This window comes from Kitasatospora sp. NPDC058170 (genome assembly GCF_042883905.1).
GTDB lineage: Bacteria > Actinomycetota > Actinomycetes > Streptomycetales > Streptomycetaceae > Kitasatospora.
The window spans coordinates 169,493-194,665 of record NZ_JBHVUV010000017.1 but is presented as its reverse complement, the minus strand read 5'-3'; the positions used below and the strand labels follow the sequence as shown (position 1 = coordinate 194,665).

At 75.4% G+C, this 25,173-nt stretch carries 22 protein-coding genes; 5 read left to right on the top strand and 17 right to left on the bottom strand.

The window, feature by feature from the left end:
• Nucleotides 1-44: 44 nt before the first annotated feature.
• Together ACFVVX_RS20735 and ACFVVX_RS20730 are read left to right on the top strand one after the other, a co-directional pair.
• Nucleotides 45-155: a zinc-binding dehydrogenase gene (locus tag ACFVVX_RS20735; RefSeq protein ID WP_387947602.1), complete on the top strand. Its 111-nt coding sequence runs from the start codon at nucleotides 45-47 to the stop codon at nucleotides 153-155.
• Between the two features lie 34 nt (nucleotides 156-189).
• Nucleotides 190-819 (top strand): class I SAM-dependent methyltransferase, encoded by a 630-nt coding sequence (locus ACFVVX_RS20730; protein WP_387947577.1) that lies wholly within the window; start codon nucleotides 190-192, stop codon nucleotides 817-819.
• Here ACFVVX_RS20730 and ACFVVX_RS20725 read toward each other — a convergent pair.
• The 7 genes from ACFVVX_RS20725 to ACFVVX_RS20695 form a co-directional block, all read right to left on the bottom strand.
• Entirely contained in the window at nucleotides 780-2,732 is a 1,953-nt protein-coding gene (locus ACFVVX_RS20725; RefSeq protein WP_387947575.1) for an alpha/beta fold hydrolase, read from the bottom strand. The two genes, ACFVVX_RS20730 and ACFVVX_RS20725, sit on opposite strands and share 40 nt — an antisense overlap.
• A gap of 251 nt (nucleotides 2,733-2,983) precedes the next feature.
• Nucleotides 2,984-3,559: a TetR/AcrR family transcriptional regulator gene (locus tag ACFVVX_RS20720; RefSeq protein WP_387947573.1), complete on the bottom strand. Its 576-nt coding sequence runs from the start codon at nucleotides 3,557-3,559 to the stop codon at nucleotides 2,984-2,986.
• A gap of 211 nt (nucleotides 3,560-3,770) precedes the next feature.
• Nucleotides 3,771-4,124 (bottom strand): VOC family protein, encoded by a 354-nt coding sequence (locus ACFVVX_RS20715; protein WP_387947571.1) that lies wholly within the window; start codon nucleotides 4,122-4,124, stop codon nucleotides 3,771-3,773.
• Nucleotides 4,125-4,501: 377 nt separating this feature from the next.
• Nucleotides 4,502-5,566, bottom strand: coding sequence for a hypothetical protein (locus ACFVVX_RS20710; RefSeq protein ID WP_387947569.1), 1,065 nt, complete (start codon nucleotides 5,564-5,566; stop codon nucleotides 4,502-4,504).
• A 282-nt stretch (nucleotides 5,567-5,848) separates the two neighbouring features.
• Nucleotides 5,849-6,421: a dihydrofolate reductase family protein gene (locus tag ACFVVX_RS20705; RefSeq protein ID WP_387947567.1), complete on the bottom strand. Its 573-nt coding sequence runs from the start codon at nucleotides 6,419-6,421 to the stop codon at nucleotides 5,849-5,851.
• 100 nt (nucleotides 6,422-6,521) lie between these two features.
• Nucleotides 6,522-7,259, bottom strand: a complete 738-nt coding sequence (locus ACFVVX_RS20700) for an SRPBCC domain-containing protein (RefSeq protein ID WP_387947565.1) — start codon at nucleotides 7,257-7,259, stop codon at nucleotides 6,522-6,524.
• The gene (locus tag ACFVVX_RS20695) at nucleotides 7,256-7,930 is read right to left on the bottom strand and encodes an ArsR/SmtB family transcription factor (protein ID WP_387947563.1); all 675 of its coding nucleotides are present in this window, start codon (nucleotides 7,928-7,930) and stop codon (nucleotides 7,256-7,258) included. The genes ACFVVX_RS20700 and ACFVVX_RS20695 overlap by 4 nt, the downstream gene beginning before the upstream one ends.
• A gap of 248 nt (nucleotides 7,931-8,178) precedes the next feature.
• Between ACFVVX_RS20695 and ACFVVX_RS20690 the strand changes: the two genes are divergently transcribed.
• Entirely contained in the window at nucleotides 8,179-10,194 is a 2,016-nt protein-coding gene (locus ACFVVX_RS20690; protein ID WP_387947561.1) for a glycerophosphodiester phosphodiesterase family protein, read from the top strand.
• A gap of 494 nt (nucleotides 10,195-10,688) precedes the next feature.
• On the opposite strand, the gene ACFVVX_RS20685 is transcribed toward ACFVVX_RS20690, so the two are convergent.
• The 10 genes from ACFVVX_RS20685 to ACFVVX_RS20640 form a co-directional block, all read right to left on the bottom strand.
• Nucleotides 10,689-10,916, bottom strand: a complete 228-nt coding sequence (locus ACFVVX_RS20685) for a hypothetical protein (RefSeq protein ID WP_387947559.1) — start codon at nucleotides 10,914-10,916, stop codon at nucleotides 10,689-10,691.
• Between the two features lie 150 nt (nucleotides 10,917-11,066).
• Entirely contained in the window at nucleotides 11,067-11,786 is a 720-nt protein-coding gene (locus tag ACFVVX_RS20680) for a helix-turn-helix domain-containing protein (protein ID WP_387947557.1), read from the bottom strand.
• Between the two features lie 540 nt (nucleotides 11,787-12,326).
• The gene (locus ACFVVX_RS20675; RefSeq protein WP_387947555.1) at nucleotides 12,327-13,838 is read right to left on the bottom strand and encodes a nitroreductase family protein; all 1,512 of its coding nucleotides are present in this window, start codon (nucleotides 13,836-13,838) and stop codon (nucleotides 12,327-12,329) included.
• Entirely contained in the window at nucleotides 13,835-15,541 is a 1,707-nt protein-coding gene (locus ACFVVX_RS20670; RefSeq protein ID WP_387947553.1) for a hypothetical protein, read from the bottom strand. The genes ACFVVX_RS20675 and ACFVVX_RS20670 overlap by 4 nt, the downstream gene beginning before the upstream one ends.
• Nucleotides 15,538-17,760: a hypothetical protein gene (locus ACFVVX_RS20665; RefSeq protein WP_387947551.1), complete on the bottom strand. Its 2,223-nt coding sequence runs from the start codon at nucleotides 17,758-17,760 to the stop codon at nucleotides 15,538-15,540. The genes ACFVVX_RS20670 and ACFVVX_RS20665 overlap by 4 nt, the downstream gene beginning before the upstream one ends.
• On the bottom strand, nucleotides 17,757-18,824 hold the full coding sequence (locus ACFVVX_RS20660) for an LLM class flavin-dependent oxidoreductase (protein ID WP_387947549.1): 1,068 nt from the start codon (nucleotides 18,822-18,824) through the stop codon (nucleotides 17,757-17,759). The genes ACFVVX_RS20665 and ACFVVX_RS20660 overlap by 4 nt, the downstream gene beginning before the upstream one ends.
• 59 nt (nucleotides 18,825-18,883) lie before the next feature.
• Nucleotides 18,884-20,191, bottom strand: a complete 1,308-nt coding sequence (locus ACFVVX_RS20655; protein WP_387947547.1) for a M16 family metallopeptidase — start codon at nucleotides 20,189-20,191, stop codon at nucleotides 18,884-18,886.
• Nucleotides 20,188-21,498 (bottom strand): M16 family metallopeptidase, encoded by a 1,311-nt coding sequence (locus ACFVVX_RS20650; RefSeq protein ID WP_387947545.1) that lies wholly within the window; start codon nucleotides 21,496-21,498, stop codon nucleotides 20,188-20,190. The genes ACFVVX_RS20655 and ACFVVX_RS20650 overlap by 4 nt, the downstream gene beginning before the upstream one ends.
• A gap of 29 nt (nucleotides 21,499-21,527) precedes the next feature.
• Nucleotides 21,528-22,286 carry an ABC transporter permease gene (locus ACFVVX_RS20645; RefSeq protein WP_387947543.1) on the bottom strand — a complete coding sequence of 253 codons (759 nt, stop codon included), beginning with the start codon at nucleotides 22,284-22,286 and terminating at the stop codon, nucleotides 21,528-21,530.
• Nucleotides 22,283-23,398, bottom strand: coding sequence for an ATP-binding cassette domain-containing protein (locus tag ACFVVX_RS20640; RefSeq protein ID WP_387947541.1), 1,116 nt, complete (start codon nucleotides 23,396-23,398; stop codon nucleotides 22,283-22,285). The genes ACFVVX_RS20645 and ACFVVX_RS20640 overlap by 4 nt, the downstream gene beginning before the upstream one ends.
• A gap of 392 nt (nucleotides 23,399-23,790) precedes the next feature.
• Here ACFVVX_RS20640 and ACFVVX_RS20635 point away from each other — a divergent pair, with 392 nt between their 5' ends.
• On the top strand, nucleotides 23,791-23,988 hold the full coding sequence (locus ACFVVX_RS20635; RefSeq protein WP_387947539.1) for a hypothetical protein: 198 nt from the start codon (nucleotides 23,791-23,793) through the stop codon (nucleotides 23,986-23,988).
• 134 nt (nucleotides 23,989-24,122) lie between these two features.
• Nucleotides 24,123-25,172, top strand: coding sequence for a hypothetical protein (locus ACFVVX_RS20630; protein WP_387947537.1), 1,050 nt, complete (start codon nucleotides 24,123-24,125; stop codon nucleotides 25,170-25,172).
• Nucleotide 25,173 lies beyond the last annotated feature (1 nt).

Sequence of the window (25,173 nt, the reverse complement as noted above, 5' to 3'; positions counted from 1 at the left end):
CATCCAGGGTTTTCAGATCGCCAAGCTGCTGGACCACGGCCACGATCCCGGTCGAGCCGGTCTTCCCGCTGGAGCGCGCGGCCGACGCCCACCGGCAGTTGGAGCAGCGCGGCAACCGGGGGAAGATCGTTCTTACCGTGACCGGGGGGCACTGACCGGCCCCCGGCTCCCGCACCCACCGGAGGACGTGTGAACCACCTTGCGAGCAACGCCGGCTACGGCGAGGCTGCCGATGAACTCGCCGTGCAGTACGAGGGCGTGACGTTCGAGGAGGTCCACCGCGAGGTGCTGCACCTCCTCCCCGGGGAGTCGGGCGCGGTCCTCGACATCGGCGCCGGAACCGGCCGGGACGCGGCGGCGCTGGCCGCGCTCGGCCACCGGGTCGTCGCCGCCGAACCCACCGCGGAGCTCCGCCGGATCGGGCAGCGCCTCCACTCCGACCGGGACATCCGGTGGGTGGACGACGCGTTGCCCGAACCGGTCTCGCTCCGGGCCGGCGGCGAGCGCTTCGACCTGATTCTGCTCACCGCCGTCTGGATGCATCTGACCGAGGAGGAGCGGGTGTTGGCGATGGACGCCCTCGTCGACCTGCTCGCCCCCACCGGCCGGGTCTTCATCTCCCTGCGGCACGGACCCGTCCCGGCCGGGCGGCGGATGTTCGACGTCTCGGCGGACGAGACGGTCGAACTCGCCCGGGAGCGCGGCCTCGACGTGCTCCACCGCACCGAACGCCTCGACCTGCACAACCGATCCGGCGTGCGGTGGAGCATCCTCGCGTTTCAGCGGTCGAGCGTGCGGCCGAACTCGGCGATCGTCTGAGCGAGTTCCCCGGGGTGGAGGAGACGCAGTCGGCGTCCGTCGCCGGGGACGGTGCGGACGGTCCGGCCGCCGGGCTGCTCCAGCGGGCCGTCCGACTCGCCCACCACCAGGCGGACCGGTACCGGGCAGCTGACCAACAGGCGGACCAGCGACACTCGTTCGGCCGGCCGCCGGGCTCGGCGGAGCCATTGCGCGGCACGTCGGTCGGCGCCGGGGCGGTGCGCCGGGTCCCGGGGAGTCGGCCCTGGGGACGCGTGCGGCGGCCTGGGGCGGCGGGGCCGGAGGAACTCCGGGGCCACCAGGACGAGGCCGGCGACCCGCTCCGGGTGCGCGGCCGCGTACTGGAGCACCGGCGCTGCGCCCGCCGCGTGTCCCACCAGGACGGGGCGGGACCGGACGGGTGCCAGCAGCTCGGCGAGCCAGTCGTCGGGCGCCATGGACGCGGGGGAGGAGCGGGCGAGCCCGGGTAGATCGGCGAGCAGCGCGGGCGCGTCCAGGTGCTCCGCCGCCGGGTGCCACGCGTCCGCGTCCTCACCCGGGCCGTGCAGCAGGACGTACCCGGGGCACTCCCGCTCCCCGGTGAGGTGGGTGCGGCTGCCCGCGACGGAGGCGAACTCGCCGGGGTGGGGAGGGGCCGAGCTTGCCCGGGGCGTGGCCGGGGTGGCCGGCGGGGCTGCGTTCGGGTGTGCGGGTGCGTTCGGGTGCGTGGCGGCGTTCGGTTGTAGGGCGGCGTTCGGTTGCAGGGCGGTGTCCGGGTGCGTGTCGGTCGCGGGCGGACCTGCGCCGAAGCGGTCGGCGACCAGCCGGGAGGACCAGCGCCGCAGCAGGTCCGTCACGGGTGGGTGGACGAGCCCGACGGCGGCGGCCAGGCGGTCGGCGGAGTCGGTGGCGTAGGTGTCCTCGGAGAGGAAGGAGAGCGTCTCCGGGTCCGCCCCGGTCAGTGCGCGCGGCAGCCGCCGCACAAGGCCGACCGGGACCAGTCGTCGTGGCGCGGGCACTCCGAGGTGCTCGGCCAGCAGGGCGATCAGATCCGGCAGATGGGGTGTGGCGGGGTCGAGCACGGTGTGGGCGTGAGCCGGTCCCTGGTCGAACTCCGGTACGGCGGCGAGGAACCGGGCCAGGTAGTCGATCGCCACCACCGGCAGGAAGGTGCGCGCGGTCCCCGGCAGCGCGGGCAGCCGGCCGCGCCACAACTGGTGCACCAACTCGGCCGGACCGATGTACTGCCCGGCCTCCCCGGTCACCGAGTGTCCGATCACGCTGCTGGGGTTGACCGTGGTGAGCGGCACCCCGAGCGTGTGGGCGGTGACCCGGACGGCGGCGTCGCCCAGTTGCTTGGAGGCCTCGTAGGCGCCGAGCCGGGCGTAGAGCGCGTCGGTCTCGGCCGTGGGCAGCGGGTAACGCGGGGCGGCGTCCCGGCCGACCCGGTAGCCGGACAGGTGGACCAGCCGGCGCAGGTCCGGTCGGGTCGCCGCCCAGTGCAGCGCGTGCAGGGCGCCGTCGACGTTGGCCGCCTCCGCCTCGGTGCGCCCGAGTCCGAACCGGTACAGCGCGGCGAGGTTGTGGATGTCGCGGACGGCTCCGAGCCGGGCGTCGTCCGCGGCGGAGAGTCCGAGCCCGGGGAGGGTGATGTCGGCGGCGACGGTGGTGAGGGCGCCGTCGTCGGCGCCGTGCCCGCGCAGCCAGTGCCGCAGCTCGCGGTCCCGTGCGGTGTCGTGGCCGCCCCGGACGGCGACGGCCACGGGCTCGCCGCGCTGGAGGAGTTCGAGTGTCAGCCAGCGCCCGAGGAAGCCGGTGGCGCCGAGGACGAGGGTGCGGCTCGGGGACGGGGGTGGGGGCGGAGTGGGGGCCGACCCTGGGGTCGGGGCCTGGCTTGGGGTCGGGTCCGTGCTTGGACCTGGGGAGTGGGGCACTTGGTGGCTCCTTTTATGTAGACCGGTCTGCATATTTTTTGGGTAAGCGTGGGGGAGGCGTAGCGGCGAGGCTGAATCTAAGTGGACCGGTCTACATAGTCCGGAGCCAGTAGACCGGTCTACATATTTTTCGACGACGAGCGTCCGCGCGCGCTCGGTCCGGTCATGTCTGGCCCGGCGCGGCCCGATCCGGCCCGGCGCGGGCGGCGGGGTGTGCCCCCGCTGCCCGCGTCAACCCCGGCCCGCGCGCCTCACTTGGCGGCGAGCAGGTGCTTCACGGCGTGCTGGGCGTCGTCCAGCGGAGTGCGGCTGCGCTGTACCCGGGCGACCAGCACCGCGCCCTCCAGGAGGGCGAGCAGCTGTCCCGAGGCGACGTCGGCCGAGGCCGGGCTGTGGCCCTCGGCCACCAGGCGGTCGGCCAGGATGCGCTGCCAACTCCCGTACACCTCGACGCAGGTGAGGCGCAGCGCCTCGTTGCTGCCGGACACCTCCAGGGCGACGGTCGCGATGGGGCAGCCCTTGGTGTAGCCGGAGGCCTCCATGCGGTCGATGAACAGGCCCGCGAGCCGGCGGGCGATGGCCACGGTGTCGAGGCCCTCGCCGACCAGCGCCTTGAGCTGCTCCTCGATCTCCTGGCCGGCCTGGATGATCGCTGCGGCGACCAACTGGTCCTTGCCTTCCGGGAAGTGGAAGTAGAGCGAGCCTCGGGGCGCGCCGCTCTCGGCCACTATCTGGTTCAGGCCCGTGCCGAAGTAGCCCTTTGCCTCGATCAGTGCGCGCGTGCCGGCGATCAGCCGGGAGCGCGTCTCCTCGCCCTTGACTCCCATGCAGAAAACAATAGACCGGCCTACATATTTTTGTCGACGAGGATTCCGCTAGGAGCCAACGGCCCGGGCGGGGTGGGTGCTCTGACGGTCGGCCGCCCCGCCCCGCCCACCCCCTCGGGGCCCGCACTGCGGCGGCACTTGGCCCACCAGCACGCCACCGCCCGGGCCGCGCCACCGCCTGGGCCGCGCCACCGCCTGCGTGCGGACACGGTCAGGCGGGCTGCCACAGTTCGACCCGGTTGCCCTCGGGATCGGTGACCCAGCCGAATCGTCCGACACCCTCCATCTCCTGGGTCTCCTCGGCCACGTCCGCTCCCTTGGCGCGCAACTGCGCGAGCATCGCCTCCAGGTCGCGGACCCGGAAGTTGAGCATCGTCTGCTGGGTCGGGGACCCGAAGTAGTCGGTCCCGGACTCGAAGGTCGCGAACACCGTCGGCCCGGCGTCCTGACGCCAGAGGCCGTTCTCGTCGGCGTCCAGGCCCAGGCAGTCGCGGTACCACGCGCTCACGGCCGCCGGGTCGGAGGCCCGCAGGAAGTATCCGCCGATTCCAAGTACACGTTCCATGACGCCATCTTGCCAGGGCGGCGATCGGGCGGCCTGGCATCACGCCATCGCCCGCCTGGCCCTCGCCTCGCGCCCCGTCTCGCCCGGCCCCAGCCCCTCCCGCACCCCCCTCCCGGTCTCTCCCCGGTCTCCCCCCGACCGCGGGGGAGGCCAGTAGTGGAACGACAAGGCCGCCGCCTTCGCCTCCTACGGCACGGTCGGCGGCGTCCGCGCCGTTGAGCACCTGTGCACCATCGCTACGGCGAAGTGACAAGTAGCAGGCGGGGACCGGGGACCTCGCCGGCTTGGAGGGCGGCGAAGTCGGTGGGGGCTTTTCTCGGCAGCTTCCGGGTACGCCTCGCCTTTGGCGTGCTCGGCACCCTGCGGGAAATGGCAGCTCAGCCGGCGCGCGCAGTCCACTTCGGCGGCGTCCACAACCGGGCATTGGCGCTGCCGACCTGGATCAGCGTTCCGGTATGCCGATCCTGACGCGTCGGGCGGAACCCCTCGATCGCGAACACCTGTTGTCCGCTGGTGACGTCGACGCCCTGAAGACCGGCCTCGTCGGCGATCAGCAGATGCTCTCCGTCGGTGAAGAAGCCGAGATCGCCGACCGGCCAGGGGAACGTCGCGACCGCCTTGATCCATCGGACGCCAGGCGAGCGCAGTTCGATCGAGGCGGGGTCGAGGACGTGGACGGTACCGCTGCCGGCATCGTCCCGGTCATACACCGCGATCCGCCCGTCGTCGATCCACACCACCGGCCAGTTCCACTCCGAGACCTCGGGATACACCGCATGGCTGGGCCCGTCCTCGGACTCATACGGGTTGTCGTGCAGCCAGGCGGTCAGGCTCCACACCGCCGGCATCCCCCACGGCTGCCACACCCAACCGCCGTCGTAGAGACGAGTCCCGTCAGGACTCAGCGACAGCGCGCCGTGGAAGTAGTCGAGGTCGCACTCCGCATCTTCCTCATCTCTGTCCCGGCTGTCCCGCGCCGTAAGCACCTCGCCGGACGCGAGATCGGTGACATCCAACCGGTTCCAGTCAGTGCGATGGACGACAACCGGCCGGCCACCGTGTTCGGCGAACGCCAACGCGAACGGGACGGTTCCACAGCAGTAGTCCCCGCCGTCCAACTTCAACGCCGGCGAACCGGTGGTGAGATCGACGACGGTGCCGTACCGACCGCGGTCCTGAACCACCGCCGCCCAACGGCCGCATCGAGACACATGAAGCCGCAGTCGAACGCCGCCACCGTATTCGGACGCCGGCCTCTCCTCCCGATACCGGGCCACGTCCTGCACCTCGCCGGTCGTCGGCGTCCACCGCGTCAGCCGTCCGTCCTCGGACAGCACCAGCCACGCCGGCCCTGCGTCACCGAGGGGCGCCGGCAACGCCGCCACATCCACGACCGGCCGCAGCGCGTCGGGAACTGCCACGTCCACCGTGATCGTCGCCATATGGATCCCCTCGGTGCGCCCGTGTGCCCCCGCGGCAATGTGAACAGCAGGTGATGTGGCACCGTATCGGCAGAGTCGGTGAGCGCCGCTATGCCGGTCACGGCGATGAGGTGAGCACGGATCTGGTCTGTGTCGGGCTCATTCTCGCGCAGGTCCGCCCAGGCGATCGTGGTCTCCGGGTGCATCAGCGGCCCTGCCCGGCGGTGGAGTCAGGATCGCCGCCCACCGCTCCCGGTCGTCGGGTATGGCCGCCAGGACCCGGTGGAGCGGGCGTGCGCCCGGTCAGCGGACGACGTCGAGGATGTTCATCTGCAGGCCGTTGGCGTACACGGCGTGCTCGACCAGTCGCAGCTTCTGGGCGTCCCGGTCCGTCGCGGGAAACAGCCGCTTGCCCGCGCCGAGGAGCAGCGGGTAGACGAGCAGGTGGTAGCGGTCGATCAGGTCGGCGTCGGCGAGGCTCCGGTTCAGGGAGGCGCTGCCGTGGACGATGATCGGGCCGCCCTCGGTCTCCTTGAGGGCGGCGACCTCGTCGAGGGAGCGCAGGATCGTGGTCTCGCCCCAGTTCGACACCAGGTCGTCGTCGGTGAGGGTGGTGGAGACGACGTACTTGGGCATCGCCTTGTAGTCGGCGAACTCCTCCATGTCCGGCCACACCGGGCTGAACGCCTCGTAGCTGGTCCGGCCCATCAGGATCGCGGTGGACTCCTTCTGCTCCCGTCCCTTGATGTCGAACGCCTCGGGGAGGAACTCGACGTCCTTGAAGGTCCAACCGGAGTTGCGGTAGCCGGGCTCACCACCGGGCGCTTCCACGACGCCGTCGAGCGAGATGAACGCGGTGCTGATCAGGGTGCGCATGGGATTCTTCCTTGCTGTCTCGTGTCGGTCTTCGAGTGGCTGCGGGTCGTTCCGGCCCGGCGGTCGCTCCGGCCCGGCGGTTGTTCCGGCCGGTCCGTGGTCAGGCGAGCACGGCGGTCAGCCACCGTTGCCAGGCGGCCTCGGCGCCGGCCGTGTCCGGTCCGAACAGGTGGTGGAACATCAGCGCCATGCCGGAGCCGTGGTGGAAGGTGTAGATCCCGTCGGCGGTGCGGACCTCCGTCCGCTCGTCGTCGGACCAGACGACCTCACCGTCCAGCGGCGGCAGTCCGGCCGGCTCGGCGTGCGCCCGGGCGCCCACGGTGACCGGGGCCGGCAGCGACAGGCCGCGGACGAGTGCCGCCCCCACCTCCTGCGGTGTCCTCCCGTGCGTCGGCGCCATGGCGAAGACGGGGACCCCGGTGCGCCCGGGGAAGTGGGCCAGGTACTCGCGGAGCGTGTGGAGGTGGAAGGGCCAGCCGCGGCGCAGGGCGTCGTACTCGTCCTGCCAGTCGTCGCCGAGCAGGCCGCTGTGGACGACGCGGAGCACGGTGCTGCCGCGGCCCCTGCCCTCGATCAGGTACTCGAAGGCCATGAACCGGCCGTCCTCGCCCTCGGTGGTCCGGGTGGCGAAGCGCTTGCCGGGTTCGTGGGCGGTGATCACCGCCTCCTCGCGGTGGCCTGCGGTGTCCATGGAGGCGACGCCGCCCTCGCGCGGCTCCACCTCGTTGCGGCCCATGAACCACGAGTCGATGCCCGGCCCTGTCGCGATCGCCTCCCAGACCTGTTCCGGGCTGGCAGGCAGGGTCGTCTCCAGCTCGATCTCGAACGGGTGCGTCATGGTCGCTCTTCCTGTCCTGTCCCGGGTTCGTGTGCGGCCGTCCCCCCGGCCCCCTGTGGCGGACCGGCCGGGTCCCCCGGGGCGCCGGGGTGGGGTACGGGGATCTGGTGGAGTCCGACGATCACGCGGTTCCGCCGCCCGCCGGGGGCGGACTCGTCGTGGTAGCGGCCGACGAGGCCGGCCACCGCCTGGGCGAGTTCGTCGGCGAAGGCCATCCGGTCGGCCGCGGAGGCGAAGCGCACCTCGGCGTCGATGCCGAAGCTTGCGACCCGCTGCCCGGCCCGGGTCGCTCCGGTCAGCAGCGTCCCGACCTCCTGCACCAGCCGGGCCCCCAGGGCCAGCAGCCAGCGGGCGGAGAGCTGGTCGGGGGATCGGGAGGGATCCGGGCTGACGGCGGCCAGGGCGTTGGGCGAGATGACGTAGGAGGCGGCGGTGGCGCGGTACACCCGTTCGGTGACGTTGCCCTTGCGTCGCTCCTCGACGAGCTCGACCAGGTCGTGGCGCTCCAGCTCCTTCAGGTGGTAGTTGACCTTCTGCCGGGGCAGCCCCAGACGGACGGCCAGCATGGTGGCCGAGCCGGGCTCGGCCAGGGCGGCGAGGATTCGGGACCGTATCGGGTCCAGCGAGGCCTCGGCCGCGGCGGGTTCTTCGATCACGGCGACATCCAGCACTCCTCCAGACTCGACCCGACGGGAAAAATTGTCAAGACAGAAAAAGTTGTCGGCGCGGGGGTGAGGGGCGAGCGACTCCCACGGCTGGGCCGGCAAGCCGCCCGCTTGCAGGCCCGGCCTCGCCAAGCCTTGGCCTGTGTCCGAGCGACGCGGCATCGCGCCATGGGAGATCGGTGCACGTCCAATCGTCACGGCCGGTTGTCGGGGCCGTGGTTTCCGGTTTGATCGGCATCCCTAGCGTGCCGGGCATGACACACGGTCAGCGCGCCCTTCAGCCAGCCCAGTCCGATGCCGACGGTTACGACGACGGCGCCCGCCGCCTGCACCGGCCGCGCCGGGTGAACGTCGGGCTGATCGCCACGGTGCTCGCCGCCGCGCTGAGCGTCACCTTCGTCGCCCTGGCCGCCCCGGCCGCGGTGTCGGTGCCGGTGCCGGTGCCCGTCGCCGACGAGCCGGCCGCCGCGACGGCCGCCCCGGCTGCGCCCGCACCTGGCGAGGTGGTGCTCGCCGAGGGCTTCTCCGGTGCCGTCCTGCCCGGTGGTTGGACCCCCGTCGAGGGCGACTGGAAGGTGGAGAACGGCCGTCTGGTCGGCACCTCCGCCAACTCCGGTCAGCAGAGCCGGATCACCTTCGGCCGCCACCTGGAGGACTTCCGCTTCGAGGCCACCGCCCGCTTCGAGAACGTCCAGGACGCGGCCCGCTGGACGGCGCTCGGCCTGGACGTCCCGGCCGACGGCGCAACCCCGTGGTCGATCGCCACCATGCGCACGGGCACCACCGCCGCCAACGGGCTGGAGTTCGCCCAGCGCACCACCGGCAACGCGTGGACCGTCACCAACACCGCCGCCGCCCCGACGGCCGCCGGCACCGGCCGCGACGTGCGGATCGCCGTCGAGGTGCACGGCACCACCGCCCGCTGGATCTTCGAGGGCAAGGAGGCGATGCGCACCACCCGGGTCGCCCGCAGCGCCGACGGCGGCCAGGCCCTGCTGGTCAACGGGGCGAAGGTCTCCTTCGACGACATCCTGGTCACCGCGCTCGCCCCGGGCGCGTGGATCCGCCCGGCCGGTTCCCCGCTGACGGTGATCGCCCACCGCGGCGCCTCGTCCGCCGCCCCCGAGAACACCCTGGTCTCCGACGAGATCGCCCGCCGCGGCGGAGCCGAGTGGATCGAGAACGACGTCCAGCCGAGCAGGGACGGCGTGCCCTACGTCCTGCACGACGACTCCGTCGACCGCACCACCAACGGCAAGGGCCGGATCCGCGACCTCACGGCGGCCCAGCTGGACGCCCTCGACGCGGGCGCCTGGTTCGGCCCGGCCTACACCGGCACGCACGTGCCGACCCTGGCCGCCCAGCTCGACGATCTGCGGACCCGCGGCGGCAACCTGCTGCTGGAGATCAAGGGCCGGCACAGCCGCGACGAGGTCGCCCGGATCGTCAAGGAGGTCCGCGACCACGGGATGGCCAACCGCGTGTTCGTGCAGAGCTTCGAGGTCGACGCGCTTCGCCTCACCCGCGAGCTGGCGCCCGAACTGCCGCTCGGGCTGCTGCGCGGTTCGCTCGACGCCGACCCGGTCGCGCTGGCCAGGGAGTTGGGCCTGGCCGCCTACAACCCGTCCGACGACGCGCTCGCCGGACGCCCGACCGCGCTCGGGGAACTGCACGCCGCCGGGGTGGCGGTGATGGTCTGGACGGTCGACAGCGCCGCCCGCTGGAAGGCGCTGGACGCCCTCGGCGCCGACGCGGTCATCACCAACCGCCCGGCGGAGCTGTCCGGTTGGAACTCCGCCCGGCTCCAGGGCGGGGGCGCCCAGCCGCCGGCCGCCCCGAAGGTGTCGATCGCCTCGCCGGCCGCCGGAGCCGTGCTGGACCGCGCCCAGCAGCCGGTCGCCGTGGTCCAGGCCACCGGCGCCGACACCGTCCGGCTGACCCTCGACGGCAAGGTGATCCCGGCCGGCACCGCCCTGGACACCGCCGCACTCGCGCTCGGCGGCCACACCCTGCTCGCCGAGGCCGCCGGCCCCGGCGGCAGCGCCCGGGCCACCGCCGAGTTCACCGTCGCCGCCACGCCCACCGGCCTGGCCGCGCTGATCCTCGGATCGGGCGCCGACCGCAACGCCGTCGCCACCCTGACCGCGATGCTCGGCCAGGGCCGGTACCAGCCGCTCGCCGCGTGGGCGGACGACCAGGCCGGCCGCACCGTGGCCGCCGACCGGGCCCGGCAGATCGCCGCCGACGCCCGGGCCCTCGACGGGCGCTGACCCCGGCCGGAGCGAGCCCCGTCGACCCTGACCACCCTGGGCTGGCCCGGCCGAGCCGTCCCTGCCGGGGCAGACCGGGGCAGCCGGGGCAGCCGGGGTCAGCCGGGGTCAGCTGGACGTCGGCAGTCGGCAGGGGCGGCAGGGACGGGAGGGCGAAGGTGAACACGGCCCCCGTAGCCCCCGGGAGCTACCGGCAGGACGGCTCTCCGACAGGCCCAACCGCCCCGCGCCCCGCGCCCCGCGCAGGACGACTCGGACGGCCCCGGCGGCCCGGGGAAGCCCCCCGCCTCCGCGAGGGAGGCCCCAGGGCGACCCCACGACGGCCCCAGGAGGGCCCTCCAGGGGCCCGAGGCCTTCCCGCGCGTCTCCGGCATGCCGACAGCCCCGGCCATGGTTCAGACGGGGCTGTCGGTGGGTCGCCGCCGGACATACGCGCAGGGCCACCCGTCGCCTCGGATTCGAGACGCCGGGTGTTCCACAGCACCACGGCGTGGTCAGAGTTTGAACATCATGTCGTACGGCTGAGTGATCCGCTCCTGCCGTGAACCGAAGTCCACGAGTACCGCGATGTCGCCGTCGCCCTCGACGCTGATGGCCCGACCGAGGCCGTACATGTCGTGGGTGACCCGGTCGCCTACGGCGAAACGCTTGCGAGGCGCTTCGACCGGGGCTTTGAAGGGGCTGGTGGGCAGGGGTCGCCGGACTGCTGGTGGTTTCGTCATCGGCTCCAGTATGCGCCGGATCCGACGGCCGTGGACCCCACCTGGCGGCTCGAACTTTCCGGTGCGTCCGAAAAAGGCCTCCGCGGGACGTACTTCTCCTCCTCCCGGGTGCCCGGCGGAGGCCGCGAAACCGGCCCGTCGGGGCGGTGGTCAGCGCTGTGCCGGGAGCGAGACGAGGCCGATCGCCACCGCGTTGACGCCCGCCTGGAACCGGCTGGCGGCGTTGAGCGCGTGGAGGATGGCCGCCACGTGGCGGCGGCAGGTGCGCAGCGAGATGCCGGTGCGGCGGCAGATCGCCTCGTCCTTGGCGCCCTCGGCGAGGAGCTGGAGGATCTGCAGTTTGAGCGGGTCGTCGGCGATGCTCGCGGTGTCCGCGGCGACGGGCTCCGGGCCCCGGTCGGCCGGCGGCGGTGCCGCGGCCGACCACGAGGTCTCGAAGAGGTCACGGGCCAGGCCGATCGCCGCCGGTTCGCGGAACACGGCGATACAGAGCCCGTCCAGGCTCCGCGGGGGCCGGGGGACGAGGACGACCGCCTCGTCCACCAGGAGCACCTCCTGGGGCAGGTCCGGGCTGGTGCGCACGGCCGTCCGGCCGCGGTCCGGCCGGGTGGCCAGTAACCGGGCCGCCTTGGCCGCGCCGTGGTCGGAGTCCAGCAGGGCCCGTACGGAGACGCCGGCGGCCAGTCCGGCGACCTGGCCGCCCAGGAACGGTTCGAGACTCGACGTGCCGTCCGGCGCGCAGCGCATCCAGCGGACCTCCGACCGGCAGCCGGCGGCCAGCGAACCCAGCAGGGCCGCCAGTGCGGACCGGTCGACGACCAGGTCCGCGGCGGTGCCCCGCGGTGCCGCCAGCCGCGCCTGCAGCTTCACCAGCGAGTCCAGTCGGCTGCCCGCCAGTTCGAGGACCGACTGCCAGTGCGCGCTCTCGTCGGCGAGTACGGTGTCCAGCGCGGGTGTCGCGACCTCCCGGGTATCGCGGGCGTCTCGACTTTCACGAGCCTCACGAGCCTCTCGGGTCTCGCGGACAGCTCGGGTATCTCGGCTCTCCGGGGTCTCCGGGATTGCCGGGCGAGGGGTGGCCGCCGTCGCGGTCCGTTCGGCCGGCCGGCCCGCCGCCGGGCCGGGGGTGGTGAGTGCCGGGACTCTTCCCGGGGTGGCGGGGTGGTCGGTGGCGGTTCGATCCGCGGCTGCCGCGCGGCGATGGGTCATTCGGGCTCTCCTGGCTCAAGGGTGACGGGCCGAGGTCGCAGTCGGCACCCCTGTGGTGAAAAGGTGTCGTAGCGATGATTCTTCGCATGTCGACCTTCACCTGATATCCGTACGAGTACCTAGAAGTACTCAGCTTCGACTCACTGTTGACGGTGCGTCAACCGCCGTCGGGTGGTCGCGGAGGAGCGCCCGCCGACCGGCTCACGGCCGTAGGTCGAGCATCGGCTCGGCGTACCGGGAGCGCCCGCAGACCGCCATCAGGACGGGCGACTCCTCCGGCGGCAGCCGCAGCAGGGCGGCGAGGTGGTGTTCGTCGAAGGAGCGGGCCGGCCGGGCGAACAGGCCGTGCGCGGTGGCGCCCAGGCTCAGCCCGTGCGCCACCCAGCCGCACCGGACCTGGAGCAGGCCCCAGGCGGCCGGTCCGAGCCGGGCGGTCAGCGCGCGCAGGTCGGCCGAGAGCACGACCAGCGCCGCGGCGTGCCGCACACCGCAGTCGTTGGCCGGGCCGAGCGGGTAGCCGAAGACCTGCTCGATCCGGCGCGGCAGCTCCGGATCGGCCTCCAGGGCCCGCAGCCCGCCGTCGGCCACCTCGTAGCGGCCGGTGGGCAGGCCGCCCAGCCGCTGCGCCACCACCGTCGTCCGCACGCCCGCGCCGGCCTCCCGCAGCGGGCCGCCGGGCGCCGGCACGCCCGCCCAGGCGAGCAGGTCGCGCAGACAGTCCTCGCCGAGTACGGCGGGCCGCGCGGAGAACCCGCTCAGCGGCAGCGGGACCCGCCCGGCCGACCGCTGCCACCAGACCCGGGCCCAGTCCGGGCCGTCCGGCGCGGCGGGCAGGTCGGGCACCCCCGGCCCGGGTCCGGCCGGTGCGGTCAGCCGGGGGGCGGCCTCGGCGGTGAGCCGGGGGGCGACCACGGCGGCGGTCTCGGCCAGGCTGGGGTGGGCGCTCTCCCGGACCAGCAGGGCGTCCAGCTCGGCGTCGAGCGCGCCGCCGCCCGCCTCCTCCAGCGCCGCCGACGGCGGCAGCGGACCCACCCCGCGCAGGGTGACCAGCACCGGCGCCGTCCAGCTGCCCGGCCCGGCCGTGCCGACCAGCCGGGCCGCGTGCGCGACCTCGGGCCCGGTCACCCGCACCTCGGCCGCGACGGCGCACACCTCGGCCGCCACCAGCAGGCTGCGCAGCTGGACGCCCGTCTCCAGATCCGCCAGCGCGCACCGCAGCACGCCGTACGGGGTGGGCAGATCGGTGTGCCGCCCGGCGAGGACGACGGTCAGATCGCCCTCGGCGGGCCGCAGCGGCCCGCACGCCCCGTCGGCGGCCGGCAGGTCGACCAGGGCGTGCCGGTAGGGGTCGAGGTAGCCCGCCGGGCCGTGCGGCGGCACGGCGAACACGTGCACCGGGAACTTGCTGCGCACCGAGGCCGTCACCCGGTGGTCGTTCGCCGGGTTGGCGGGTTCGCGGCGGAGCAGCCCGAAGGCCGCGACCAGCACATCGCCGGCGGTCGCGCCCCGGATGCGGCCCGCCGGGTGGCGTGCGGTGGCGAGCCGGTCGGCCGTCCCGGTCGGCAGCGGGCGGCCGAGGTTGCCGCGGGCGCCCGGCGGGGGCATCCCGGACGTGGTCGCCACGCGCTCGTCCACCTCGATCGGCTCGTGCAGCAGACCGCGCAGCGGGCCCTGCCGCAGGGCGAAGCGGTAGACGTCGTCGGTGCTGGTCATGCGTCCTCCAGCGGGTCGGGGCCGGTCAGCCAGACGGGGCCGCAGGGCAGCGGGAGGGGGCCGAGGACGGCGTCGTCGGGGCACCGGCGGTGGCCCGGGGTGCGGCCGCGCAGGACGCCGGGTGCGTGGAGGGCGGCCTGCAGGGCGGTCAGGTCGGCCGGGGCGGCCCACTCCAGGGCCCGGGTGCCGGTCGAGGGGTCGGGTGCGGCGGGGCGCCTGCCCTGCTGGAGGACGGCCAGCGCCCGGGCCAGGGCGGCCTGGGCGGCGGCCGGGGCGTTCGGGCCCCACTGGGCGGCGAGCCGGCGGCCGTCCGCGGGGTCCGCGGCCTCCACCAGGCACCACGCCGTCCCGGGCAGCGGGTGGCGGCGGAGGTGGACCGGCTGGTCGTGGTAGTCGGTGAGCGCGCGGCGCAGGGCCCGCGTCCGGGGGCCGTCGACCTCCGGCCACGGCAGCGCGGACCACGCGGCGGCCTCCGCTCCGAGCAGGCGCAGCAGGCCGTCGAGCAGCCACCGCTGCTCGGTGGTGCCGGCGGCGGCCACGACAACCGGAGCGGAGGCGGCGGCCGGATCGGCCGGGGCGGGCTCACCCAGGGCGGCGGGCTCACCCGGGGCGGCGGGCTCACCCGGGGCGGCGGCGGTTGCGGCCTCCGCCTGGGCCCGGAGCAGGGCGAGCAGCGCGTCGCGGCGGGCGTCCTGCGGGTCGGTTCCCCAGCCGGTGAGCACCGGTCGGCCGGGCAGGGTGAGGGCTTCGATCGCGGCCAGCCGGAACGGCAGTTGCGGCAGGGCGAGGTCCTCCCGGTGGCGGCCGGGGCCGAGCCACGGCTCGGTGAGCGCGGTGACGTCCGGCGGTTCGCCGGGCCGGAGCACGGCGGGCGGCGGTGCCGCCGGGCAGTCGGTGGTGCGCAGGGTGCGCCCGTGGACGATCCGCAGCGCTCCGGGGTCGGCGCCGGTCGCGCCGATCAGGTCGAGGAGCCGTCGGGCGGCGAGCGCCCCGGCCAGGGTGGCGGCGGTCAGGGCGGGGGCGCGGCCCACGGGGTCGACCCGGCACCAGGCACCGGCCCGCGCGGCCCGGGCGAAGAAGGGCCCGGCGGCGGCCGGCCCGTCCAGCACCGGGCCGACCACCGCGTGGCCGGGCGCGGTCAGCACCGGTACCCAGGGCGTTCCGGGCGGGAGGGCGGCGGCCTGCGCGCGCAACCGGTCGGGGCCCTCGGCGGCGACCACGGCGGCGGTGGTCCCCGGGCCCGGCCGCCCGGGCGTCGAGCCCGCGCCGAGGGCGGTCAGCGAGCGGGCCGCGCTGCGGGCGGCCGGGCCCTCGCCGAGGACGGCGGTCTCGGCTCGGCGCAGCGCGGCGAAGGCCGCGTACGGCTCGGCGCAGTGCTGTTCCAGGTGGGCGAGCGTGTCGGCGTGGCGCCGGGCGGTGCGGGCGTCGGGTGCCGGGCCGCCGGCCAGGTCGAGGTCGAACAGCACGTCCTCGGCGAGCAGGGCCGCCAGCGCCCGGTGGAGCAGCGCGGCGGCCGCCGGGGCCCCGGCGGAGTCGGCCAGGGTGTCGGCGTCGACGCCGTCGGTGAGCTCGCCGAGCCGGTCGTCCAGCAGCCGCGCGACGGCGGGTGGCACGGCGAGGACGAACGCGCGCCCGCCCCGGGCGCAGTGCAGACCGCGCGCGGTGGGCACGAAGTGCGCCCCCGGCCGCAGTTTCACCCTCATGCGGTGCCTCCGAGTCGGAAGCCGCCACCCTCGGTCCGGCCGTACTCGACGAGCCATTCCAGGGCCGGGACGCCGTCCTGCACACCGACCGGCAGCTCCTCCAGGTGGCCGCCGTCGGGCAGGGCCCGGACGGTGTCGGCGAGCAGCGCGCTGGAGAGGTCGGCGTAGCGGGGGCGGAAGTCGGCGGTGGCCGGTCCGTGGATGCCGTCCGGATCGTCGCCGGGCAGTGCGGGGCCGGCCAGCAGGACCTGCTCGGGGACGCCGTGGACGGCCCGCCAGCGGGCGAGCGCTCCGATCAGCTCGGCGCCGTGCCCGGCGGGCAGCTCGCCGCCGGGGTACCAGCGGCGGCCCTGGAGGAGTACCCGTCCGGCCCGCAGGCGGGGCAGCGCGACGGTCCCGCCGCCGGGGTCGGCGGCGCGGGCTCGGGCGGCGGCGTCGCCCAGCGGGTCGGGCCGCAGGCGGCCGGTGCCGCCGAGCCACCAGGCGATCCGCAGGGGCGCGGCGAGCAGGCCGGGCCGGGCCGGTGCGGGCCGGTCGGCGGCCACCGCGGTGCCGTCCTCGTCGAGCAGGTCCAGTGCGTCGCGGTCGGGGTCGTGGGCGAGGACCAGCCGCAGCCGGTCGGTCGGGTAGACCGGGCTGGTCGGGCCGGCCGGGTTGGACTGGTCGCGGGCGGGCGGGTGGTGGAGCCGGGCGGCGAGCGCTCCGCCGCCCGGGTGGAAGCCGCGGACCGCCAGCCGGTCGCCGAGCGGTTCGACCGCGACCGCGTAGCGGCCCGGGCGGCTGCGGAAGCGCTCGGGGAGGCCGTCGGCGAGGGAGGCCAGCCAGGCCGGGTCCAGCCGCACCTCGTCGGGCCGGTCCGCTGCGTGCCCGGCGCCGATCCGGTCCGCGAGGCGGTGGCGGGCGGTGGCGCGCAGGCGCAGCAGGCCGGCCAGCGAGCCGTCGGCCGGGCCGAAGTCGGCGGCGGTGGCCTCGGTCAACAGCTGGGCCCGGCGGGCGACCATGGTGACCAGGTCCTCGGCGTGGAGGTGCAGCGGCACGCGGGCGCCGCGGCCGAACCGCTCGGTGAACGCCGCGGTCAGCAGGGCCCGGGCCTCGTGGGTCGGGTCGAAGGCGGCGGCGTACTCCAGCACCGGGCCGAGGTCGTCGAGCGCCGGTCGGTGCCGTCCCGCGGCGACGGCGAACGGCGCCGACACGTTCTCCTCGGTGACGGGCAGTGGGACGGGGTGGGGCAGCAGGCGGTTGAGGGCGGCGCGGTCGCCGGCGAGGCCGGCGAGCGCTTCGGTGCGCCGCTGCGGGTCCGCACCGGCGGCGGCGTCGAGCCGGTCCTGGACGGCGGCGAGCACCTCGGCCGCCTCGGGGCGCGGCCCGGCCAGGATCGCGGCGGCGGCGCCGGCCGTCTCGGGTGTGCCGAACCCGGAGGCCGGCACCAGGAGTTGGAGGCGGAGGGCCTCGTCGGTGAACGCCTCGACGGCCGGCTCCCCGACCTGCAGGGCGGTCGCCAGTTCGCGGACGAGGTCGGCGCGCGGCAGCGGGCCGGGCTCCAGCAGCTGCAGCAGGGTGCGCACCCGGCGCGTCGAGGGGGTGCCGATCAGGCGCAGTCGGTCGCCGTCCCGGCGGTGGAAGCGGGCCTGGGCGGGGGTGCTCCGCAGGGTCGGGTTGACCCGTACGGCCGCCGGTCCGGCCGGCGGCTGGTCCCCGGCGAGCAGCAGGTCGACGACGGTGGCCAGCATCGCCCGGTCCACCGTCAGGGTGGTCCGGGCGGCGGCCGGGTCGAGCCGGGGCCGGTCCATCGCCGCCCCGTCCTCGGCCCAGTGGGCGGCGGCCACCAGGGTGTGGGCGCCGGGCGGTCCGGTCCGGACGGTCGCCCGGAGCAGTTCGGCGAGGGCGGCGGCCTCGTCCTCGCCGGTGGACAGGAAGCGCTCCACGGCACGGTCCGCCCGCCCGGCCGCGGCGATCAGCGGGGTGCGGAGGGCCGGGTCGGCCAGGGCCGTCCGCAGCGCGGCGCGCTCCTCCGCCAAGGCCTGCGGGTGGGCGGCGGCCACCGCCTGCCTGGCCGTGGCGGCCGCGGCGCCGTCCCCGGCGGCCGCGAGGGCGGCCAGGGCGGCGTGCAGCGCGGGCGAGGCGAGGCGGCGGCCGGGGACCCGGCCGAGCAGGGCCAGGGGCGGCGCGGCGGCCCCGGCGGCCGGAGAGGCCCCGGCGGCGCCGGGGGTGGCGGTCATGCCGCACCTCCCCGGGCGGCGGTGAACCGCGGCCGCACCTGCTCGGCGAACAGCTCGACCGAGCGCACGGCGTCGGCGCCGCCGAAACCGCCGAAGTCGACCTGCCAGAGGATGCCGTCCGCGCCGACCCGCTCCTGGAACCGGCCGATCTGGTCGGTGACGTGCTCCGGCGAGCCGACGAAGGCGGTGCCGGTGGCGCGCAGGTCCCTGGCGGTCATGGTCCGGACGACCCGGCCCAGGCCGGTGTACTGCGCGTAGTCGGTGGAGACGGTGTCGTCCCAGCCGTCCAGCGCCGAGGCCCAGACCCGCAGGTACGCGTCGAGGTGCGGGTCGGCCAGCTCGCGCGCCTTCTGGTCGGTGTCGGCCACCAGCAGCGGCAGGCTCGCCATCACCCGGGGCGTGCCGTCCGGGTGGTGGGCGGCGAAGGACTCGCGGTACCGGGTGGTCAGCGCGGTGTCGAACTCCCGGCCGGTGGGCGTGATCAGCAGGCCGTGGCCGAACCGGCCGATCCGTTCGAAGCTGTCCGGGGTCTGCACGGCGGCGACCCAGAACGGCGGCCGGGGCGACTGGGTGGGCCGCGGCAGCACGGTGGCGTCGCGGAAGGAGAAGTACGGGGTGTCCTCGTCGACTCCCTCCTCGGTCAGCAGCCGGTGGACGGCGGCGATCGTCGCCTCGAAGCGCCCGCGGCTGCCGTCCATCGGCACCTGGAAGGTCCGGAACTCGTGCGGCAGGTAGGCGCGGGCGAAGCCGACCTCCAGCCGGCCCTCGCTGATCGCGTCGACCATGGCGATGTAGGACGCGAGCTTCACCGGGTGGTGGAACACCGGCAGGGTGCACCCGGTGATCAGCCGGATCGAGCGGGTCCGGGCGGCGACGGCGGCCAGGAAGGTCAGCGGGCTGGGACAGTAGCCGCCGTAGGGGTGCAGGTAGTGCTCGGTCATCTTGACGTAGTCCAGCCCGGACTCGTCCGCGAGCCGGCACAGGTCGAGCACCTCGCGGTAGTAGTCGACGGGTGACTTGGTGTCCGGGGAGGCGTCGGGGAGGAACGAAACGCCGAAACGCATGGTGGCTCCTGGGAGGTCGGTGGGTCGGCGGGCGGCGCGCTGCGCGGCCCGGCGGTGGGTCAGTCGGCGGCGGTGCCCGGCTCCGGCGGGCCGAGCAGGACGGCCGTGTACGCCTCGGGCCGCAGGTGGCGGGCGGCGGCCTCGCGCACCTCCTCGTCGGGGACGGCCCGCAGCCGGGCGGCCAGCCCTTCGGGCCAGTCGGCCGGCAGTCCGGCGGTCACCGGCCCGTACAGCGCGTCGGCCAGGCCCTTCTGGGTGGAGCGGGCGAGCGCGTGGTGGCCCAGGGCGTGGCCGCGGGCCGCGGCGATCTCCTCGGTGGTGGGCGGGTGCGGGCCGGAGATCGCGGCCAGCTCGGCGAGGGCGCCGTCGAGTGCGGCCCGGGCGTGCCGGGGCGCGGCGGCGAACTCCACGGTGGCGAGGGCCGCGCCGGTGCGCTGCTCGACGCCGGAGCGGCCGGTGTAGATCCAGCCGCGGCGTTCGCGCAGCTCCTGGACCAGCCGGGCGGAGAAGAAGCCGCCGAGGACCTGGTCGGCCAGGTACAGCGCCGGGTGGTCCGGGTCGGAGCGCACCGGGGCGGGGGCGGCGAGCCGGATCTCGCACTGGCGGGCGCCGGGCGAGGGGACGGCCGCTGCCGGCTGGCCGCGGTGGGCGGGTGCCGGCAGCGGGGCCATCCGCACGGCGGGCCGGGGGTCGGACCAGCCGCCGAGCAGGGCCGCCGCCAGGTCGGCCGTGCGCGCCGGGTCCAGGTCGCCGACGAGTACCAGGGCGGAGCCGCGGGGCAGCAGGCGGTCGCGGTGCAGCGCCGCCACCTCGGCGGGGCCGACGCCGGCCACCTCGGCCGCGTCCGGGGTCTCCCGGGTGGCCGGGTGGTCGCCGAAGCACCGGCGCAGCAGGGCCGCCCGGGCGGCCCGGGCCGGCAGCGCGCCGGTCAGGCCGATCCGGTGCAGCAGGCGCTCCCGCTCGCTCTCCACCAGGGGCGCGGGGTAGGCGGCGCCGGTCAGGCAGTCGGCGAGCACGGCGAGCAGCCGGGGCAGTCCTTCGGCCAGGACCACGCCGGTGACCAGCAGGTTCTCGGGGCCGACGACGGCCTTCAGGGAGCCGCCGACGGCGGCCAGTTCGTCCTCCAGCGCGGTACGCGGCCGGGTGGCGGTGCCGCCGAGCAGGGTGCAGGCCAGCAGTTCGGCGACGGCCGCGTGCCGGGGGTCGGTGCCGCCGAACGGCACGCCCAGGCGCAGCTGGACCACCGGGGCGGTGGCGCGCCGGGCGGCGACCACCCGCAGGCCGGTGTCCAGGAGGGCGTCGACGGTCTCCGGGGGTGCGCTCGGGCGGGGCGGGGCCGGTGGCGGCGGCGTCCGGGTGGGGCTCATCGGGTCTCCTTCCGGCCCGGCACCACGTGCAGCAGCGCCGGGTGCTGGGCGGCCAGGTCGGCCGCGGCCGACCGGACCTCCGCGGCGCCGACCGTGGCGAACCTGCTCGCCGCGTCCAGCGCCAACCCGCCGTCGTCCAGCAGCAGTTCGTAGCCGGCCAGCCGCCGGGCGCGGACCCCGACCGGGTCGGTGGCGGCGTACCAGGAGGTCTGCAGCCGGCGGACGGCGCGGTGGAGCTCGGCCGGTCCGGGGCCGTCGCCGGCGAGCGAGCCGAGCTCGGCGGCGATCGCGTCCACGACGTCCCGGGCGGCGACGCCGGGCGGGTGGAGGGCGCTCACCACGAAGGCGTCCGGGTCGCGCGCGTCGAACGGCCCGCCCAGCCCGGCCGTCGCGGTCGCCTGCGTCGCGAGGCCCCGTTCGCGGACCAGCGAGCGGCGCAGGCGCCCGGTCTCGCCGTCGCCGAGCAGCGCGGCGGTGACCACGGCGGCCAGGTGGGCGCGGGAGCCGGCCGGGGGCATCCGCAGGCCCAGGGCCAGGGCGGGCAGCGGCGCCAGCGGGTCGGCGTGCTCCACGGTGCGGGGCGCGGCGAGCGGTGGCTCGTCGAGGTCGGGGCCGGCGGCGGTGGGCCGGGCCGGGATCGGCCCGAAGTACCTTTCGGCGAGCTCCACGGCCTGTTCGGGCCGGACGCCGCCGCAGAGGGCGAGCACCGCGTTGCCCGGGGTGTAGTGGCGGTCGAAGAAGGCGGCGCACTCCTCGACGGTGGCCTCGCCGAGGGCGGTGTGGTCGCCGTAGCCGTCGTGGGTGTTGGCCCAGCCCCGGAAGAGCACCGGCGGCAGTAGAAAGGTCGGGAACCCGCCGTACGGGCGGTTGAGCACGCTGCGGTGGATCTCCTCGGCGACCACCGAGGCCTGGGTGGCGATCGCCCGCGGGGTGATCCGGGGCGCCCGCATCCGGTCGGCCTCCAGGAACAGGCCGAGCTCCAGGGCCTCGGCGGGCAGCGCCTGGAAGTAGTCGGTGTGGTCGCGGTGGGTGGTGCCGTTGAACGCGCCGCCGTTGGCCTGGACGAGGCGGGCGTGCTCCTGGGCGGCGAGGTTCGCGCCGCCCTGGAACATCAGGTGCTCGAAGAGGTGGGCGAAGCCGGAGCGGGACTCGGAGCGGTAGCCCACGCCGTAGGCCACCGCGATGCCCACCGCCGGGCAGTCGGGGTCGGGGGCGACCAGCAGGCGGAGGCCGTTGCCGAGCCGGTGCCGGTGCAGCGGCCGGGCGGCGGTGCGCTCCGGTGCGGGGACGGAAGGCACTGCGGGCACGGGGGGCGCTGCGGGCGCTGGGACCGGGGTCACGAGCCGCTGCGGATCGCTCGGGCGGCGAACCAGGTGGTGAACGCCGCGAGGCCGGCTGCCACCGCCACCCCGACCACGGTGTCGGTGCCGGTGAACTCGCCGGCGAACAGCGCCCGTTCGGCGTCGACGATATGCGACAGCGGATTGGCCCTGGCCAGTCCGGCCAGCCAACCCGGGGCGAGCGCGAGCGGCAGCAGGACGCCGGACAGCAGCAGGGTGGGCAGCATCAGCGCGTTCAGCAGCTGGCCGTACGCCTCCTCGTTGCCGACCAACAGGGCCAGTCCGTAGGCGAATCCGGCCATGGCCAGGCCGACCACGGTGACCAGCGCGAACGCCGCCAGCACCCCGCCGACCGGCGCGCGCAGGCCGGCCACGAACGCGCCGCCGGTCAGCAGGACGGCCTGGGCGGTGAGCACCACGGCGTCCCGGAGCATCCGGCCGAGCAGCAGGCCGAGCTCGCCGGCGGCCGAGACCTTCATCCGGTCGAGCACCCCGGAGCGGCGCTCGGAGATGATCCCGAAGCCGACGAAGACGGCCGAGAACACGCCCTGCTGGACGAGCAGGCCGGGGACGAAGACCCGCCAGGTGTTGCCGCCGTCGAAGCCCGGCGCCTCGCCGATCCGGTTCAGCAGCGGCCCGAACAGGACCAGGTAGAGCAGGGGTTGTACGAGTCCGAAGACGACCCAGGCGGGGTTGCGCAGGGTGTAGCGCATCGAGCGCTGGAAGATGACCCAGCTGGTCGCGGCGGTGGTCACTTGGTCACCTCGGTGGGCAGGTTCGCGGTGGGCAGGCCGTTGGCGGGCAGCTTCTCGGTGGTTGGGCCCGAGGTGTCCGGTGCGGTGGTGCCCGGTGCCGAGGTGCCCGGTGCCGCGGGGTCGGCCGCGGGGCCGCGCCGGGCGGGCAGGCCGTCCTCGCGCAGCGAACGGCCGGTCAGCCGGAGGAACACGTCGTCCAGCGTGGGCCGTTTGACGGCCACCGACGCCAGGTCGACGCCGGCCTGGTCGAGCGCGCGCAGCAGCTCCGGGAGCAGCCGCTGCGCCTGGGCGACGTGGAAGCGCACACCGTCCGGCGCGGTGTCCAGGTCGCAGCCGGGCACGACCCGCGCGACCACGGTCGCCGCGTCGCTGATCCGGCTGGTCTCCAGCGTCACGACGTCCCCGCCGATCCGGTTCTTCAGCGCCTCCGCGGTGTCGGAGGCGATCACCCGGCCGCCGTCGATCACGATGATCCGGTCGCTGAGCAGGTCGGCCTCGTCGAGGTAGTGGGTGGTGAGGAACACCGTGGTGCCGTGGCGGGCGCGCAGCGTTCGCAGGTGGTCCCAGAGGTTGGCGCGGCTCTGCGGGTCGAGACCGGCGCTGGGCTCGTCGAGGAAGAGCACGGCGGGGTCGTTCACCAGCCCCAACGCGAGGTCCACCCGGCGGCGCTGGCCGCCGGAGAGCCGGGCCACCGCACGCTCGGCGAAGCCGCCCAGGTCGAAGCGTTCGACCAACTCCGTTGCCCTGTCGACAGACTGACGTGTCGACAGGCCGTGCAGCCGGGCCTGGGTGCGGAGTTCGTCCAGCACCCGGTGCTCGGATCCGCCGGAGGACTGGCTGACGTAGCCGATGGCCCGCCGTACCGCCGCCCGCTCGCGGACCACGTCGTGGCCCGCCACGGTGGCGCTCCCGCCGGTGGGCCGCTGCAGCGTGGCGAGCATCCGTACCGTGGTGGTCTTGCCGGCGCCGTTCGGGCCGAGGAAGGCCACCGTCTCGCCCGCGGCCACCTCCAGGTCGATGCCCTGGACGGCGTGCACGGTGCCGTTGCGGACGGCTTCGGCGGTCCCCACACGGGTCCGGTAGGTGTAGGTGAGGTCTTGCGCGCTGATCACGGGTGTTCCTCCGCTTCTGAGCCGGGCAGGCTGCGGCGCACCGGTGCGGACGGGGGCGCAGGGCTGCGGGGCGCCCCGCCGGCTGCGGGCCGCGGCGGCGTTTCGGGTGCTGCCGGGCCACTGTGACCACGGCGGAGGCGGCCAGTCCAGCTCCGGCAGCCCGTGGACGGGAGCACTGACACCTATGTGCCAGCACATCCGAGCGGTAGGGGTGCGAATGTCCGATCTTGTCTGCGGGCGCACCACCAGCGCTTTCATGCCCACATCAACTCCGTTGCGGGGACGGCACGTTGGTGCCGCCGTAAGCCCTTGCCGGGCCCGCCCGGCAGCGGGTTAGCTCGTTGCCAAGCCGCCGGCAGCCCGCCGGCCGAAACCCGAAAAGGGGCCAACTCATGAGCACTGCTGTGGACTTCGCCGCGTTCGACGTCAACGAGCTCGGCGTGCTGGACGCCAACGACGCCGTCGCGCTGCCCGACATGGGCGCGTCCGTCATCATCGTCATCCCGTTCACCGAGGACGGCGAGGAGATCCTCACCGAGGACGCGCTGAACGGCAGCGGCTCGGCCAGCACCTCCTCCTCCTGCTGCTGACCTCCCGCAGCTGACCACCCCCGGCTTCTCCTAGCCGGGCACCGGCACAGCCGGTAACACCCGCCAACGGCCGTCAGCGATCACGACGCCGGTCTCGCGCCGGCCGACCGATTCGTGCACCACCTGGAGTCGTCATGAGAACCATCGATCCGGGCCTGGCCATCAGGGTCTTCGACTACTCGGACAATCCGCGGGAGCTGCTGCGGGAGATCGCGGTGCCACTGGAGCACCTCAAGAACTCGCAGCAGCTTCCCGTGGTCCACCTGCGCAGGGGCTGGCTGCACGGCTCCCACGTCCAGATCACCCTCCGCCCCTACGGCGAACGGCCCGTCGACGCGGCCGAGTTCGCCGCCACCGCGGAACGGCTCGCCACCGCCCGACCGGCCACCGCGCCGGACCCCGACCGCTACCTCGCCCGCGCCGCCGAACTGGCCCGCTGGGAGAACGTCCGGGACGAACTGCTGCCCTGCCACCCGCAGGGCCGGGTCCTCGTCGAACCGCACCGCCCGCGCACCGGCTCGCCCGCCCTCGCCCAGGCCGTCGACCAGATCACCGGCCGCTTCCTGGAGCCGGTGCTCGCCTCCCTCGCCGTACCCGAGGACCGGCTCCTGCCGCACCTCGCGGGCGTCCTGGCCGTCCTCGCCCGCTCCCACCCGCGCGGCATCAGCGCCGGAGCCCTGCCCTACCGCTCGCACGCCGAGGGAGCCGCCTCCGCGACCGGCCGGCACACCGACATCCGCGCCGCCTTCGCCGCCCGGTACGCCAAGGACCGCGAGACCTTCCTCGACGCACTGAGCGCCCCGCTGCCGGACGGCACCCTGCGCACCTGGGAACGCGCCGTGCAGTACTCCTGGGGCGTCGCCGAGGCGCTCACCGCCTCCGCGGCCGTCGACGAGCGCGTCCTGCAGGCCGCCGTCGGCGCGCACTGGCAGCACCCCCTCGGCGAACCCGTCCGCAGCGACTTCATCGGCGAGGTCCTCGACGGCGGCATGCTGCGCAACCCCTCCTACCGCCACATCGCGCACCGGATCGTCCTCAACGCCCTCTACACCGCCCTCACCTGCTTCGGCATCACCCCGATGCAGCGCTACTACCTCTGCTACGGACTCGGCGAGGGCACCGACGAACTGACCGGGCAGTCCTCCATCGACCGGGTGCGCGCCTTCAGCAGGGAGCTGGCCTGAC

Bases quoted from the DNA above. Each gene is read 5' to 3' on its own strand.
- ACFVVX_RS20705 (WP_387947567.1), bottom strand. From the start codon at position 6,421: ATGCGCACCCTGATCAGCACCGCGTTCATCTCGCTCGACGGCGTCGTG.
- ACFVVX_RS20670 (WP_387947553.1), bottom strand. From the start codon at position 15,541: ATGAGGGTGAAACTGCGGCCGGGGGCGCACTTCGTGCCCACCGCGCGC.
- ACFVVX_RS20665 (WP_387947551.1), bottom strand. From the start codon at position 17,760: ATGACCGCCACCCCCGGCGCCGCCGGGGCCTCTCCGGCCGCCGGGGCC.
- ACFVVX_RS20660 (WP_387947549.1), bottom strand. From the start codon at position 18,824: ATGCGTTTCGGCGTTTCGTTCCTCCCCGACGCCTCCCCGGACACCAAG.
- ACFVVX_RS20690 (WP_387947561.1), top strand. From the start codon at position 8,179: ATGACACACGGTCAGCGCGCCCTTCAGCCAGCCCAGTCCGATGCCGAC.
- ACFVVX_RS20700 (WP_387947565.1), bottom strand. From the start codon at position 7,259: ATGACGCACCCGTTCGAGATCGAGCTGGAGACGACCCTGCCTGCCAGC.
- ACFVVX_RS20675 (WP_387947555.1), bottom strand. From the start codon at position 13,838: ATGACCAGCACCGACGACGTCTACCGCTTCGCCCTGCGGCAGGGCCCG.
- ACFVVX_RS20720 (WP_387947573.1), bottom strand. From the start codon at position 3,559: ATGGGAGTCAAGGGCGAGGAGACGCGCTCCCGGCTGATCGCCGGCACG.
- ACFVVX_RS20630 (WP_387947537.1), top strand. From the start codon at position 24,123: ATGAGAACCATCGATCCGGGCCTGGCCATCAGGGTCTTCGACTACTCG.
- ACFVVX_RS20635 (WP_387947539.1), top strand. From the start codon at position 23,791: ATGAGCACTGCTGTGGACTTCGCCGCGTTCGACGTCAACGAGCTCGGC.
- ACFVVX_RS20685 (WP_387947559.1), bottom strand. From the start codon at position 10,916: ATGACGAAACCACCAGCAGTCCGGCGACCCCTGCCCACCAGCCCCTTC.
- ACFVVX_RS20710 (WP_387947569.1), bottom strand. From the start codon at position 5,566: ATGGCGACGATCACGGTGGACGTGGCAGTTCCCGACGCGCTGCGGCCG.
- ACFVVX_RS20655 (WP_387947547.1), bottom strand. From the start codon at position 20,191: ATGAGCCCCACCCGGACGCCGCCGCCACCGGCCCCGCCCCGCCCGAGC.
- ACFVVX_RS20715 (WP_387947571.1), bottom strand. From the start codon at position 4,124: ATGGAACGTGTACTTGGAATCGGCGGATACTTCCTGCGGGCCTCCGAC.